Here is a 16074-nt window from a genome sequence, read left to right on the forward strand (position 1 = left end):
TGATAAAGTAATATTTATCGATAATGATGATATAACTAAAAAAGGATAAACAATATTGTTTATCCTTTTTTGTTATCTATTGACAAAGTTAGTAACTTACTAGCTTTAAACGACAATATTATGTTCAGTACAGCCACATATAAAGATAGAAGAAACACTTTAGTAAAAAATGTTCAAGCAAAAGGGCTTTTGTTATTCTTTGGGAATATGGAAAGTTCAATGAATTTTGAGGACAATACTTATCATTTTAGACAAGATAGTACGTTTTTATACTATTTTGGAATTCAACAACCTAGATTAGCCGCAATAATAGATTTAGATGAAAATAAATCAATTGTATTTGGTGATGAGATGTCGATAGATGAAATTGTATGGATGGGGCGACAGGAAACTTTAAAAGAGAAATGTCATAAAGCAGGAATATTTGATGTAAGACCTTATTCCGATTTAGCTACTTATTTAGCTACAGCAATGAGTGTCAAAAGACCTATTCACTATTTACCCCCTTATCAAGCCTACAATAAAATATTATTGAGTGAATTGCTCCATCTATCTTTAGGTGATTTTAAACCTTCAGTAGCGATGATTAAAGCTATTGTTACTCAGCGTGAGGTTAAGGAACCTCAAGAAATAGCCGAAATCGAAAAAGCATTGAAAGTCACTAATGAGATGCATTTATTAGCGATGCGAATGGCTAAAACAGGTATTAAGGAATACGAGATTGTCAGTGCTATTCAGAATGTTGCAGGAAGCCATAACTGTGAACTTGCTTATCCTTCAATAGTAACTGTAAATGGAGGTATTCTGCACAATCATTATAAACTTAATACACTGAGATCAGGAGAATTAGTATTAAATGATTCTGGCTGCGAAACACCGATGGGATATGCATCTGATTTAACGCGCACTTTCCCAGTTGATAAAACTTTTACTTCTATACAGCGGGATTTATATAATGTTGTTTTAAGTGCATTTGAAGGGGCAAAAGCTGATTTAAAAGAAGGTGTAAAATATAAAAATGTACATCTAAAAGCGAGTGAAATATTAGCACAAGGTCTTATCGATTTAGGTTTTATGAAAGGAAATGCACAGGATGCTGTGGCTAACCATGCGCACACTATGTTTTTTCAATGTGGTTTAGGGCATTTGATGGGCTTAGATGTTCACGATATGGAAGATCTAGGGGAACAATATGTTGGCTATACAGAGAAAGAGCCTAAGGAAAAAAAACAGTTTGGTCTAAAGTCACTGCGTTTAGGAAAAGCGCTTAAAGCAGGACATGTACTTACAGTTGAGCCTGGTATTTACTTTATCCCTGAGCTTATTAAGATGTGGGAAGCTGAAAATAAGTATTCAGAGTTTATCAACTACGATAAAGTAAAAGAATATCAAGATTTTGGAGGAATTAGAATTGAAGATAACTTTTTAATTACTAAAGAAGGTTATCAACATTTAGGTCCTGAATTAATTAAAACAGTCGAAGAGATAGAAGCTTATAAAGCTAATCATTCATAAGAAAATTTTAAAAACTGATAAATGCTAAATGTGTTTATCAGTTTTTTTTAAGTAGGTAAAAAAGGAGTAATATTTTCGGCTCTTTAAGTAGTGGAGATTGTACTCATTTTGATAAGCTTCTTTTTCAAAAGATAAATTGAGATAAGCTTTCTGTTTGTTTCTTGTTATTAATAATCGAATAATAAATTCTATCCCATACCATAAGTAAAAAGGCAATACTAGTAGTTCTAATTGCTGTCTTAGATGGATTTTTTCATGATTGATGAATATCTTATCGTCAATATCTTCTTTATTTCTTAATATTATAAATGGAAATATCGCCATTCCCGAAAATCGCTTCGGAAATAAATTAGTACAAATGATAATAGTATTAAATGGCATTATTTACAAAAGTTAAACAGTAAAATTAATCAAAAAAAGAGTGTCGTTTTTATATAAATGTAGATTAATAACTATCTAAACGATAAACAAAGCCTCATACAAATTCACTCTAATTTTTGAAATGTGTAATAAGAAGTATTTTTTGTTAATCATTTGAAGTAATTATTACAATGTTTTGTATTTTTATGAGTAATAAACTAATAGTTTATAGCGTTTTATCTTTTAAGACTAACTACTATCTATCATTATATTATGAATTATTATCAACTTCATGAAGAACTGAAAAACCTTTATCAGTCAGCTGAAAATTATGTTGTAGATGCTGACTTAGGTATTGAGATTTATAAGTATGATTTTGTATCAGAAAAAGGGGATGGCGTATTACACGGATCACCTGTACTTTGTTGTAGTGAGCACAACCACCTTTTTGAACGTAATTTTATAAAATATACTGCAGATAATGATCATGTTTTAGATATTCCTGATTATAACGTAAAGGAAAATTTACAGTTTAAAATTGGTATAGTAAAGCCAATAGGTCAAGCTCAATCAAAAGAAGTTATCATAATGTTTCACGGACTTAATGAAAAGAAATGGGACAAGTATTTGCCTTGGGCTACTGAGATAGCTAAACAAACAGATAGAGCTGTCATATTGTTTCCAATTAGTTTTCACATGGATCGAACTCCTAAAGAGTGGTCAGATCGTAAACTAATGTTTGCTGTGGCTCAGGAAAGAGCAAAGGCTTGGGAAGAAAATTCTGATACAAGTTATGTAAATGCAGCTATAAGTACTAGAATGGAAGCAGACCCAAAGCGTATGTTTTGGTCTGGATTACAGACTTATTACGATTTTATCCAATTAGAGCAAGAGATTAGAGCTGGTAAATATGCCTGTATATCATCTGATGCACATCTTGACTTATTTGGTTATTCTATTGGTTCATTTCTTTCAATTATTTTAATGATGGCAAACCCACACAATATACTTACTAATTCAAAATTAGTGTGTTTTTGCGGTGGTATGACTATCGATAGAATGTTTCCGGTATCGAAGTATATCATGGATGGAAAAGCGACTATAATGATGCAGAAAGTTTTTGCTCAATTATTGACGACTAAGTTTATCGCTGACCCTAGATTACATCATTATCAGTGTAATGATATGCACCCAGGAGAGAGTTGGTTTAAAACAATGTTGCGTTATAATCATCACCAAGAAGAAAGAGAGGATAGACTAAGAGAATTACAAAATCAGATTTATTCTCTTAATTTAAAAGAAGATGAGGTAGCCCCAGCAGTAGAAGCATTAAATATGTTACAAGGACCTTATCGAGATATTCCTATAAAAGTCGATATAATAGATTATCCCTTTCCTTATACTCATATGGTACCTTTTCCGTTAACTATAAAGAATGCGGAAGAGGTAGATAATAGCTTTTATATGACTATGAAAAAGATGGTGGATTTCTATAAAAGTTAATCACTATTTGACTTTTATAGATTGAATTATGAGAATAATAAAAAGCTTTTAAAAAGAGATATTACACTATTTGAGAAGTTGCTTTAAATATTTGGTTTTCAGTTTGTTATTTTTTGTTTTTTAGATTTTTAATTAAGAAATTAGTAAGTGAAAAAGAATTCTTTATTAATCTAAAATAATAGAGAAGAAACAAAATTGCTAGTTATGAAAAGGACATTTGTAGCGGGATTGCTCTTAATTGGAAGTACAGTTATATTGAAAGCCTGTGGAGAAGGAAAGAATACAAAGTATTTTAAACAAGAAGAAAGAGACTTAAAAACGATTAAAAAGAAAAAGGCATAAAATAGGATTCTACAAACCCCTATTTTATGCCTTTTTCAGATTTAATCTGAAAAGCTATATTTATATAGATTTTATGCAATTAATATAGAATTAGAATAACAATAGTTGAGTATCATGAGTGATGTTAGCAGGGTGCTAGCATAATAATTCCATAATGCCTCCCTTAATTTCCCTTGTTTTAATAGAGACACTATGGACTCACCATGGAGGTATTGGCTTGAATTCCCCTGTAAATAGCTATCTGTATGTTAAATAGTTCATTTAATATTTAGATGTTATTATTTGTGCTATACACCATATTAGTGTTTGTGTAGAGTTAGTAATTTAGAATTCTTTGCCTATCGATTTCAGATGAACTGCGCTATAAGATAATATTGTTTTTGTTTAACTTTTTATGTTTTGTCTTCTTCTATTAAAAATTGAAGTAGGATTATCTTTTTAATTTAGATAGGGGTATGTAATTGCTATAATGTATAGTTTGTACTTAGCCTATTGTATTAAAATATTTTTACAGCTTGAACCTTTACTATTGCTGTCGTGAGTTAAAGTTATACTGTGTTTAATTTTTTATAATTGTAAAAAAAGTAAATAATTGTTTTGTTTTTATGGATTTATTTATACTTTTGAAAAATAATAAACAATAAGAAAGAAATGAATTTCAATCAACTACATCATCATCATCATACTTGCACTCAAGCGAGCTGGTAATGATATGATGTAATTGAAACATAAAATAATATCTAATTATCCCGTTTGAGTAAATCAAACGGGATTTTCTTTTTTATATGGTATTATTATATTCATAATCTCCTACAAGGTTTACTCAAACATAACAAAATGTATATAAAATGAGTAAACTAAAAATTGCAATTCAAAAAAGTGGAAGACTTAGTGAGAAGTCTCTTGAATTATTAAAAGAGTGTGGTATTAAGTTCCCTAACGGCGGCGGTAAACTAATTGCTGAAAGTAAAAATTTCCCAATAGAAGTGTTATTTTTAAGAGATGACGATGTAACCAAGTATGTGGAACAGAACGTTGCCGATATTGGTATCGTAGGGGAGAATGTCTATTTAGAAGCAAATCTACCAGTTAATATCCTAGAGTACTTAGGGTTTGGTAATTGTCGTTTGAGTTTAGCTGTTTCTAAAGAAGTTGATTACAATGATATATCTTATTTTGAAGGTAAGAAAATAGCCACTTCCTATCCGTTTGTCTTAGAAAAATATTTAAAACAGAAAGGTGTTTCTGCTACGATAGAATTCATTTCGGGTAGTGTAGAGATAGCACCTAGTATAGGATTGGCAAATGGAGTGTGTGATATTGTGAGTAGTGGCTCTACGCTCATGTCAAACGGGCTTAAAGAAGTAGAAAAAGTGTTGGACAGTCAAGCGATTTTAATTGGTAGTCAAACACTATCTGCTGAAAAGAAACAATTACTAGATAAATTATTGTTCCGTATCCGCGCAGTGCTCAATGCAAAAGAACGCAAGTATATTTTATTAAATGCTCCTAACGATAAGTTAGAACAAATTATCTCTATTCTTCCAGGGATGAAAAGCCCTACAGTCTTGCCACTTGCAGATGAGGGATGGAGCAGTTTACACTCAGTTATTCAAGAAGATCAGTTTTGGGAAATTATAGATGAACTTAAAGCACAGGGTGCTGAAGGTATTTTAGTCGCTCCAATCGAAAAAATGATTTATTAAAAAAGTAGAAGTTATGAAAGAAATATACCAACCTAATAAAGAACAATGGAAAGCGCTAACTGCACGTCCTATACTATCTACTGATAGTCTTAATGAAAGTGTAAGTACAATACTAAAAGAAGTTAGAGAAAAAGGGGATCAAGCTATACAGCGTTTTACATCCTTATTCGATGGTGTGCAATTAAGTTATTTTTGTGTAAAAGAAAATGAAATAAGCGAGGCAGTACAAAGAGTTTCACCACAAATTAAAAAGGCAATAGCAATAGCGGCTAGTAATATTAAACAGTTTCACCAAGTTCAATTGGTAGATGAGATAGAAGTAGAGACAATGGGTGGAGTGCGCTGCTGGAGAAAAAGTGTAGGAATTGAAAAAGTTGGTCTTTATATACCGGGAGGTACAGCTCCTTTGTTTTCAACTTTATTGATGTTGGGTATCCCTGCTCAATTAGCAGGTTGTAAACAAATTGTTTTATGTACACCATGTGATAAAAATGGTAAAGTGAATGATGTTATTCTTTACACTGCAAAGTTTTTAGGGATAACAACTATATTTAAAATAGGGGGAGCGCAGGCTATCGGTGCATTGGCATACGGTACGGAAACTGTTCCTCAAGTTTATAAAATATTTGGACCTGGAAATCAATATGTCACTAAAGCAAAAGAATTAGTACAAACGCAAGGAATAGCAATCGACATGCCCGCTGGACCTAGTGAAGTTTTAATAATAGCAGATCAGAATGCAGATGCTGAATATCTAGCTGCAGATTTATTGTCGCAAGCTGAGCACGGAGTTGATAGTCAGGTTGTATTGCTTAGTACTAGTAAATCGAAAATTGAGCAGGTAAAGGTAGCATTGAGCAATCAATTGCAAGACTTACCACGTAGAGAATTAGCTGAAAAAACATTAGAGAATAGCATGCTTATAGCGTTTGAAACACTGAATGAATGCATTGAGTTTAGTAATGAATATGCTCCTGAACATTTAATATTAAATATAGATAATGCAGAGCAGTATGTAGATGCTATTACTAATGCAGGTTCTGTTTTCTTAGGTGCATTTTCTTGTGAGAGTGCAGGTGATTACGCTAGTGGTACCAATCATACTTTGCCAACTAATGGTTTTGCTAAAAGTTATAGTGGGGTATCAGTTGATAGCTTTGTAAAGAAGATTACTTTTCAAACTTTGACAGCTCAAGGGTTGAGAAATATTGGGAAGACAATTGAAATTATGGCAGAGGCAGAACAGTTAATAGCTCACAAAAATGCAGTTAGTATTCGTTTAAAAAAGATCGGTAATGAATAAGAATATTGATATCAAAACGTTAGTCAGACCAAATATTGAAAGACTATCCCCTTATACTAGCGCAAGGGACGAATACAAGGGGAAAGAAGGAGTCTTTTTAGATGCTAATGAAAATCCTTTTGGAGTTGTTAATCGCTATCCTGACCCTTATCAAAAGGAATTAAAAGAGGTAATCTGCAATATTAAGAATGGGAAAACAAGTCAGCTATTTCTTGGAAATGGAAGTGATGAAGCCATTGATTTAGCCTATCGTATTTTCTGTGAACCAAAAAGAGATAAGGCAATTGTGTTTTCTCCTACTTATGGGATGTATGAAGTTTATGCCAATATTAATGAAGTAGAATTAATTGATATTCCTCTAGATGGTAATTTTCAGATAGATATTGAAAAGGTAACGCCTTACTTTAAGGATCCACAGGTAAAGCTGCTCTTTATTTGTTCGCCTAATAATCCTACTGGAAACCTGATAAATAGAGAAACGATATTCACTCTGTTAAATCAATTTAAAGGAATAGTGATTATAGATGAGGCGTATATTGATTTTAGCAATGAGCCTTCTTGGATTAGTGAAATTGAAAGGTATAATAATCTTATCGTTTTACAAACACTATCAAAAGGTTGGGGTATGGCAGGACTTCGCATTGGTATGGCATGGATGAAGGAGGAGGTACTTTACTACTTTAATAAAGTTAAGTCACCTTATAATTTGAGCAGTATTAATCAGGAAGCAGCTATTAAACAATTAAGCGATATAGCATTATTTAATAGCAATATTAATGTGCTACTTGAAGAGCGTACACGAATGATTAATGAACTTAATAAGCTTAGCATCACTAAGTTTATTTATTCATCGAATGCTAATTATCTATTAGTTGAGTTTGAAGAAGCGGACCAGCTTTATAAAGCTTTGATTAATCAGGAGATTATCGTTAGAAATAGAAGTAAAGTAGTCGATAACGCTTTGCGTATTTCGATAGGTTTACCCTCTGAAAATACTAAATTATTAAACGCACTAAAAAACATTGAAAATGAAAAAGAAAGTATTATTTATAGATAGAGATGGAACAATTATAAAAGAACCTGAAGACTTTCAAATAGACAGTTTTGAAAAGCTAGTATTCTTACCTAATGCGATTTCTAATTTAGCAAAGATAACAAGAGAACTAGATTATGTTTTAGTAATGGTGAGCAATCAAGATGGTTTAGGCACGAGTTCTTTTCCAGAAAATACCTTCTGGCCAGTACAGAATTTTATTGTCAATACGTTAGCAGATGAAGGAGTAAACTTTACTGATATTTATATTGATGGGTCATTTGAGTATGAGAATAAAGATACTCGTAAACCAGGGGTGGGAATGCTAGGTAAATATTTATATGGAGAATATGATTTGGCAAACTCCTTTGTGATTGGTGATCGACTGACAGATATACAGCTAGCAGAAAATATAGGATGCAAAGCGATTTATATTAATGATGATAACGATGATCGCGCAGTGCTTTCTACTTTGGATTGGGAAGAAATATATCAGTTTCTAAAGCAAGAACCTCGCATAGGAAGAGAATATAGAAAAACAAATGAAACGATTATTGATGTAGAGGTGAATCTCGATAGTGCTAAGCTATGTGAGATAAGTACAGGTTTAGGTTTTTTTGACCACATGCTAGAGCAAGTAAACAAGCACGGTGGTATAGGTTTAAAGATTGAAGTACAAGGAGATTTGAATGTGGATGAACACCATACTATTGAAGATACTGCTATTGCATTAGGGACTGCTTTTAAACGTGCACTTGGAAATAAAAAGGCAATAGAGCGCTATGGTTTCTTATTGCCAATGGATGAGTGTTTAGCTCAGGTAGCTATTGACTTTGGTGGAAGAGCTTGGCTTGTTTGGGAGGCAGACTTTAAGAGAGAAAAGGTTGGAGATATGCCTACTGAGATGTTTTTTCACTTCTTTAAGTCTTTTTCAGATGCAGCAAGCTGTAATTTGAATATCAAAGTAGAGGGAGAGAATGAACACCACAAAATAGAATCTATTTTTAAAGCATTTGCAAAAGCTATTAAAATGGCTGTTAGCAAGACTAATAATTATAACATCCCTAGCACAAAAGGAATTATATGATAGCAATAGTAAAGTATAATGCAGGCAATGTACAATCGGTTCAGAATGCCATAGAACGATTAGGATATTCGACTATAGTGACTGATGATGCAGAAATATTAACATCAGCTGCCAAAGTGATATTTCCAGGTGTAGGAGAGGCTTCATCAGCGATGAGGTATTTAGAAGAGAAAGGATTAGATCAAACTATCAAAGAATTAAAACAACCTGTTTTAGGGATTTGTTTGGGAATGCAATTATTGTGTCAATCTAGTGAAGAAGGAAACGTAAGAGGGTTAGGAGTATTTGATAATGAGGTTAAGTTATTTCCTGCTAATGATATTGTTCCTCACATGGGATGGAATAATCTTAATCAGCTTACTGGACCTCTTTTTGAGGGGATAAATGAAAGTGATGATTTCTATTTTGTACACAGTTATTATGCAACATTGGGAACAGATACGATTGCTGTAAATGACTATATATTGCCCTTTTCAGCAGCTTTGAACAAAGCAAATTATTACGCAGTACAGTTTCACCCAGAGAAATCAGGTAAAGTAGGAGAAGTAGTACTTAAAAACTTTTTATCATTATGAGAATTATACCGGCAATAGATATTATAGGTGGTCAGTGTGTACGTCTTTCTAAAGGCGATTATGCTACTTCAAAAGTGTATAATACTAATCCAGTAGAAGTAGCAAAACAATTTGAAGATGCAGGGATAAAATATTTACATATAGTGGATTTAGATGGTGCAAAATCAAATCAAATAGTAAATGCTAAGACTATAGAACAAATTGCTAGTCAAACGAATTTACAGATTGATTTTGGAGGTGGGATTAAAACAGATAAGGATATCGAAATTGCTTTTAATAGTGGTGCTAAGCAAGTAACGATAGGTAGTATAGCTGCTAATAATCCTGAATTGTTTTTAAAGTGGCTTTTAAAATATGGCAGCGATAGGGTGATATTAGGTGCAGATTGTAAGCAGCGAAAAATAATGACGCAGGGATGGTTAGATTCAGCAGATGTTGAGGTTATTGAGTTTATAAAGTCTTATGTTGAGAAAGGAGTATCCTATACTATTGTAACAGATATTGAAAAAGACGGAATGTTATGTGGTCCAGCATTTGAATTGTATCAAGAAATTATAAGTGAATGTAAAGTCAATCTTATTGCAAGTGGAGGAATCTCAAAGTTTGAGGAGTTGGTTAGACTAAAGACACTAGGCTGTGAGGGAGTAATAATAGGAAAGGCAATTTATGAAGGAAATATAACCTTAAAACAGTTAAGTACGCTATGTTAAAGAAAAGGATTATTGCTTGTATGGATATACAAGATGGAGAAGTGGTAAAAGGCATTAACTTTATTGATATACAAAGAGCTGGCGACCCTATTGCATTAGCCAAGCGCTATGCAGTAGAAGGGATAGATGAGTTAGTCTTTCTCGATATCACTGCTACAATAGAAAATAGAAAAACGCTTATTAGTTTGGTCAGTAAAATAGCAAGCGAAATTAATATCCCCTTTACTGTAGGTGGTGGAATAAGCACAAAAGAACAGGCGGTGGCTTTAGTAAGAGCAGGTGCTGATAAAATCAGTATCAATTCGGCAGCAATTAAGCGCCCTGCTTTGATTACTGAAATAGCAGAGGAATTAGGTAGCCAATGTGTGGTTGTGGCTATTGACACAAAGTTTGAAGACGGAAAATGGTGGGTGTACAGCGCTGGTGGACGAATTAAAACATCTTTGGAAACAGAACAATGGGCTGATGAGGTAGCCAGATTAGGAGCAGGTGAAATATTGTTGACTTCCATGAATAACGACGGAACCAAAGAAGGTTTTGCCCTTGATATTACAAAACAAGTAGCAAATAAGGTAACTATTCCTGTTATCGCTTCAGGGGGAGCAGGTGAAGTTAGACACTTTGAAGAGGTCTTTGAAAACACAAAGGCAACAGGAGCACTTGCAGCTAGTATTTTTCACTATGGTGAAGTAAGTGTTTCTGAATTAAAACAGACGTTGAAAAATAAAAACATAGCTATCAGATGAAATTAGATATTGATTTTAAAAAAGGAAACGGATTAGTTCCTGTTATTATACAAGATTATAGTTCGCTACAAGTTTTGATGCAGGGTTATATGAATGAAGAGGCATATCAAAAAACAATAGAAGAGGGCAAGGTTACTTTCTTTAGTCGTACCAAAAATAGATTGTGGACAAAAGGTGAGACATCAGGCAATTTTTTATTAGTAAAGAATGTAAGCATAGACTGCGATAAGGATTGTCTATTAATTCAAGTTGTCGCTATTGGCCCTACTTGTCATACGGGGAGTATTTCATGTTTTGGAGAGGTTAATGGTGATAAGGGATTTGTATATGCATTAGAGCAAATTATTAGTGATCGTATTGATAATGATGTAGAGTCATCTTATACTAATCAATTGTATAAGAGGGGAATTAATAAAGTAGCTCAAAAAGTAGGAGAGGAAGCAGTTGAGGTTGTTATTGAAGCAAAAGATAACAATGATGAATTGTTTAAAAATGAAGCTGCTGATTTATTATATCACTATTTAATATTACTGAAAGCGAAGGGATTTGCATTCAGTGATATTGAGGCTGTACTAAAAGGCAGACATTAATACTGTATTAAATACTTGACAAAGAAAAAGAGGTCTCAAACACTGTTGAGACCTCTTTTTATATCTACGACTAAAATTACTTAGCGTTATTTTCTTCAATCCACTTACGTGCATTTACAAATGCTTCCATCCAAGGAGAAACTTCATCTTTTCGTCCTTCTGGATAGTTAGCCCAATGCCATTGGAATAATGAACGCTCAATATGAGGCATCATTACTAAATGACGACCAGTAGCATCACACATCATTGCTGTATTATAAGCAGAACCATTTGGATTTGCTGGATAAGCATCATAAGCATATTTAGCTACAATATTGTATTGATCTTCTGATTCAGGTAAATTAAACTTACCTTCTCCATGTGAAATCCAAACTCCTAGGGTACTTCCTGCTAATGTTGATAACATTACAGAATTATTGTCTTGAATTGTAACAGAGGTAAAGTTACTCTCGTGTTTTTGAGAGTCGTTGTGTAACATCTTACCATGTACTTTGTGCTCAGGATTGATTAGTTCTAATTCCATGAACAATTGACAACCGTTGCAGATTCCAACAGATAAAGTGTCTTTACGAGCAAAGAAATTTTTCAGTGCAGTATTTGCTTTTTCATTGTATAAAAATGCACCTGCCCATCCTTTTGCAGATCCTAATACATCTGAGTTAGAGAATCCTCCTACAGCACCAATAAATTGAATGTCTTCTAAGGTTTCTCTTCCTGATATTAAATCTGTCATATGGACATCTTTTACATCAAATCCAGCTAAATACATAGCGTTAGCTACTTCTCTTTCTGAGTTACTTCCTTTTTCTCTAATGATAGCTGCTTTTGGTCTTGGCTTAGCGTTGTCAATAGCAGGTTTTTTACCATCAAATTGAGATGGGAAGTTAAAGTTTAAAGGTTGTACTTTATAATTGTCAAAGCGCTCTTTTGCTTTATTGTTCTTTGTTTGTTTTTGGTCTAATAAGTACGAAGTCTTCATCCAAGTATCTCTTAGAGCAGGTACACTGAATTCAAATGAATCAGAACCATTAGTGAATTTCACAATTTCATCTGTTGTTACAGTACCTATTTTTACAGCTTCTACACCTTTATTTGCTAATGCTTTTTCAAATGTAGCATCGTCTTTTGCCTGAACGATAAGAGCAATGTTTTCATTAAATAAAGCTTTTACAGTATCCTTTTCATTAAGAGCAGTTAAGTTATAGTCAGCACCTAATTGCGTATCTGCAAAAGTCATTTCTAAAAGAGAAGTGATTAAACCACCACTACCTATATCGTGACCAGCAGCAATTTGTTCATTCGCTACTAATTCTTGAATAGCGTTAAATGCATTTTTAAAATAAGTAGCATCTGTAATTGTAGGAACTTCTTGACCAATTTTATTTAAAATTTGAGCAAAAGAAGAACCTCCAAGTTTGAAGTTGTCTTTAGACAAATTGATATAATAGATAGAACCAGTATTCTTTTTAAGTGTTGGCTCTACAATTTTTGTAATATCTGTACAGTTTGCAGCTGCTGATATAATAACTGTTCCAGGGGCAATTACTTCATCATTAGGATATTTTTGTTTCATTGAAAGAGAATCTTTTCCAGTTGGAATATTAATTCCTAATTCAATAGCAAAATCAGAACAAGCTTTTACTGCTTTATAAAGACGAGCATCTTCACCAGCGTTATTACAAGCCCACATCCAGTTTGCAGATAGTGAAACATTTTTAATTCCTTCTTTAAGCGGAGCCCAAACAATGTTAGACAATGCCTCTGCTATCGCATTTCTACTACCTGCAGCAGGATCTACTATAGCTACGATAGGTGCATGACCTACAGTAGTAGCAATTCCCTCTTTTCCTTTATAATCTAAGGCCATTGCTCCTAAATTGTTAAGAGGTAATTGCAGTGGCCCTGTACATTGTTGCTTAGCAACACGACCTCCTACACAACGGTCAACTTTATTAGTTAACCAATCTTTTGAACCTACAGCTTCTAACTGTAATAATTGGTTAAGGTAATCTTCTACTTTTGATACAGAGTAATCCAGGTCAGCGTAGATGCGATTGACTGTCTTGTCATCCATAATTGTTTTTGGAGAACTACCAAACATATCTTCAATAGCAAAATCCATTGGCTTTTCACCTGTTGTTTTTGATTCTATTGTAAAGCGATTGTCATTAGTAATCTCACCAACTGTGTACATTGGGGCTCTCTCTCTCTCTGCAATCTTAGCTAGAGTATCAATATCTTTTTGACCAATTACTAATCCCATTCTTTCTTGAGATTCATTTCCTATGATTTCTTTTGCAGAAAGGGTAGGATCACCTACTGGTAATTTATCTAAATTAATATGTCCTCCTGTTTCTTCTACTAGCTCTGATAGACAGTTTAAATGTCCTCCAGCACCGTGATCGTGAATAGAAACAATAGGATTGTGTTCAGCTTCTACCATTGCGCGAATAGCATTAGCAGCACGTTTTTGCATCTCAGGGTTAGAGCGTTGAATAGCATTTAACTCGATTCCAGAACCAAAAGCACCAGTATTAGCAGAAGATACTGCTGCACCTCCCATACCTATTCTATAGTTTTCACCTCCAAGTATTACTACTTGATCACCTTGAGATGGTTTATGTTTTAATGCTTGATCTAGTTTTCCGTATCCTATACCACCAGCTTGCATAATTACTTTGTCAAAACCAAGTTTTCGAGCCTCTTCTTCGTGTTCAAAAGTTAGTATCGATCCTGTAATTAATGGCTGTCCAAATTTATTACCAAAATCAGAAGCTCCATTTGATGCTTTGATTAAGATATCGATTGGCGTTTGGTATAACCATTCTCTCTCGTTCATTGCTTTTTCCCAAGGGCGATTCTCTTCCAAGCGAGAGTAAGAAGTCATATAGATAGCAGTTCCTGCTAGTGGCAATGACCCTTGGCCTCCTGCTAAACGGTCACGTATTTCACCTCCTGATCCAGTAGCTGCACCATTAAAAGGCTCAACTGTAGTAGGAAAGTTATGTGTTTCCGCTTTTAGAGAAATCACAGAATCAAATTCTGTCTCTGCGTAGAAGTCTGGTTTATCTGCTGATTTTGGAGCAAACTGTGTTACTCTAGGTCCTTTGACAAAAGCAACATTATCTTTATAAGCTGAAACGATATCATTAGGGTTCGTCTCAGAAGTCTTTCTAATTAATTTGAAAAGAGAAGTAGGTTGTTCTTCTCCATCGATAATGAATGTACCATTAAAAATCTTGTGACGACAGTGCTCTGAGTTAACTTGAGAGAATCCGAATACTTCCGAGTCTGTTAACTTGCGTCCTAATTTTGTAGATAATTCATTAAGATAAGTGATTTCTTCTTCATTTAACGCCAAACCTTCTTCTTGATTATATTTTGCAATATCATCAATGTAGTTAATTGCTTCAGGAGCAATATTGATTGCAAATATATCTTGGTGTAGTGCATCAAACTCTTGTAATAACATTGGGTCGAATGTATCGCAATCTTCTGCTTTTACAAACTCTTCAATGCGAATAATACCATTGATCCCCATATTTTGAGTAATTTCAACAGCATTCGTGCTCCATGGTGTAACCATTGTAGCGCGCGGTCCGATAAATTTAGTGTTGATTGTTTTTTCGTCGATGTGCTTGGCATTGCCAAATAACCAATTTAATTTTTGGATATCATCAATAGATAAGTTGTTCTCCACTTGTACAGTGTAAAACTTTCTCGAAGGGTTTTCGAAGAAATAAATCATTACGTTAAGTATATTAGTTGTTGTTGTATTGCACAAAAATAGGTTAAAAAATAAGAATTTAAAAATTAATATTTCGCTGTCTTTATTCTCTGATTTTTATTGTTAATCTCCTAGAAAATACAATTTTTATAGTACTCTATTTAGTATGCTGATTTATTAATCTAAAATTAGTTCAAAAGAGAGTGATGTGTATTTATATGCTTGATAGTCTTTTATTTATTTCTATTAGGCAAGTTGTGTATTATTATAATGAGTTAGAAATACAGTATTTATTAAACATTAGTAATATTATAGTGAATTATAGTCATTCACCCACATTTTATTTTATCTGGACTATAGTATAGAATGACTAGTTTTTTTATTTCATAGAAGAAGTTGCTATCTCTTTTTTTGAGATGCTTTATCTCTCTATTTCTCATTTAAAAATATAGAATTGAGAGAGTATGGACTTTTGGCTTATTAACGAGGATAGGCATGAATAATTTAGGGAGTTGAGCAATTGTAATGGTAATATGAAATTTAATGACATGTCACACTAGGAGTTTTTTTAAAAATTACAATTCACTTACTATTTATTAAGAGCTATAGGTATTTAAAAATTTCGTACCTTTACATTGTTATTCAGTGTTCTAGCTGATGTTTTTAGACAAAATTACACAAATCAAAGTCCGTGTTTTCTTCTAAATTGATTGTAAAAAAGTCAATTTACAATCCCCCTTTTTTCAAATTTTTAGGTATCTAATTCGGGTTTAATCCCAGTGTTGTTCGAGGACGGTTGCAGTCTTGTTCGGGAATACCCCTGTTTTTGCTATGCGTTGCTGAGTAATTCTCGAACCCTTCTCGAACCAAGTCCCTA

The 16074-nt window shown here is 33.4% G+C and carries 13 protein-coding genes; 11 read left to right on the plus strand and 2 right to left on the minus strand.

The features are described from left to right. Nucleotides 1-120: 120 nt before the first annotated feature. Nucleotides 121-1515: an aminopeptidase P family protein gene (locus RH98_RS04635; RefSeq protein ID WP_026038744.1), complete on the plus strand. Its 1395-nt coding sequence runs from the start codon at nt 121-123 to the stop codon at nt 1513-1515. A gap of 24 nt (nt 1516-1539) precedes the next feature. Here RH98_RS04635 and RH98_RS04640 read toward each other — a convergent pair whose 3' ends face one another. Continuing rightward, nucleotides 1540-1896 (minus strand): hypothetical protein, encoded by a 357-nt coding sequence (locus RH98_RS04640; protein WP_010251042.1) that lies wholly within the window; start codon nt 1894-1896, stop codon nt 1540-1542. A 252-nt stretch (nt 1897-2148) separates the two neighbouring features. Here RH98_RS04640 and RH98_RS04645 point away from each other — a divergent pair, with 252 nt between their 5' ends. The 10 genes from RH98_RS04645 to hisIE all read left to right on the plus strand — a co-directional run bounded on the left by RH98_RS04645 (nt 2149) and on the right by hisIE (nt 11470). Next, complete coding sequence (locus tag RH98_RS04645) at nt 2149-3378, plus strand: DUF6051 family protein (protein ID WP_010251044.1); 1230 nt, start codon at nt 2149-2151, stop codon at nt 3376-3378. 204 nt (nt 3379-3582) lie between these two features. After that, nucleotides 3583-3720 (plus strand): hypothetical protein, encoded by a 138-nt coding sequence (locus RH98_RS15735; protein WP_158427111.1) that lies wholly within the window; start codon nt 3583-3585, stop codon nt 3718-3720. 848 nt (nt 3721-4568) lie between these two features. Beyond that, nucleotides 4569-5426 carry an ATP phosphoribosyltransferase gene (gene hisG / locus RH98_RS04650; protein ID WP_010251046.1) on the plus strand — a complete coding sequence of 286 codons (858 nt, stop codon included), beginning with the start codon at nt 4569-4571 and terminating at the stop codon, nt 5424-5426. Nucleotides 5427-5439: 13 nt separating this feature from the next. After that, nucleotides 5440-6729: a histidinol dehydrogenase gene (gene hisD, locus RH98_RS04655; RefSeq protein ID WP_010251048.1), complete on the plus strand. Its 1290-nt coding sequence runs from the start codon at nt 5440-5442 to the stop codon at nt 6727-6729. Next, on the plus strand, nt 6722-7786 hold the full coding sequence (gene hisC / locus RH98_RS04660; RefSeq protein ID WP_010251050.1) for a histidinol-phosphate transaminase: 1065 nt from the start codon (nt 6722-6724) through the stop codon (nt 7784-7786). Before hisD ends, hisC begins: the two co-directional genes overlap by 8 nt. Continuing rightward, nucleotides 7758-8849, plus strand: coding sequence for a bifunctional histidinol-phosphatase/imidazoleglycerol-phosphate dehydratase HisB (gene hisB, locus RH98_RS04665; protein ID WP_010251052.1), 1092 nt, complete (start codon nt 7758-7760; stop codon nt 8847-8849). The genes hisC and hisB overlap by 29 nt, the downstream gene beginning before the upstream one ends. Beyond that, nucleotides 8846-9424, plus strand: coding sequence for an imidazole glycerol phosphate synthase subunit HisH (gene hisH / locus RH98_RS04670; protein WP_010251054.1), 579 nt, complete (start codon nt 8846-8848; stop codon nt 9422-9424). Before hisB ends, hisH begins: the two co-directional genes overlap by 4 nt. Beyond that, the gene (gene hisA / locus RH98_RS04675; RefSeq protein ID WP_010251056.1) at nt 9421-10134 is read left to right on the plus strand and encodes a 1-(5-phosphoribosyl)-5-[(5-phosphoribosylamino)methylideneamino]imidazole-4-carboxamide isomerase; all 714 of its coding nucleotides are present in this window, start codon (nt 9421-9423) and stop codon (nt 10132-10134) included. The genes hisH and hisA overlap by 4 nt, the downstream gene beginning before the upstream one ends. Continuing rightward, nucleotides 10128-10880: an imidazole glycerol phosphate synthase subunit HisF gene (gene hisF / locus RH98_RS04680; RefSeq protein WP_010251058.1), complete on the plus strand. Its 753-nt coding sequence runs from the start codon at nt 10128-10130 to the stop codon at nt 10878-10880. Before hisA ends, hisF begins: the two co-directional genes overlap by 7 nt. After that, a complete protein-coding gene (hisIE, locus tag RH98_RS04685; RefSeq protein ID WP_010251060.1) occupies nt 10877-11470 on the plus strand; it encodes a bifunctional phosphoribosyl-AMP cyclohydrolase/phosphoribosyl-ATP diphosphatase HisIE in 594 nt (197 codons plus the stop codon). The genes hisF and hisIE overlap by 4 nt, the downstream gene beginning before the upstream one ends. Before the next feature lie 76 nt (nt 11471-11546). Here hisIE and purL read toward each other — a convergent pair whose 3' ends face one another. Beyond that, complete coding sequence (gene purL, locus RH98_RS04690; RefSeq protein WP_010251062.1) at nt 11547-15218, minus strand: phosphoribosylformylglycinamidine synthase; 3672 nt, start codon at nt 15216-15218, stop codon at nt 11547-11549. Nucleotides 15219-16074: the final 856 nt, after the last annotated feature.

Origin of the sequence: Myroides injenensis M09-0166, from assembly GCF_000246945.1 — a bacterium.
Lineage (GTDB): Bacteria > Bacteroidota > Bacteroidia > Flavobacteriales > Flavobacteriaceae > Flavobacterium > Flavobacterium injenense.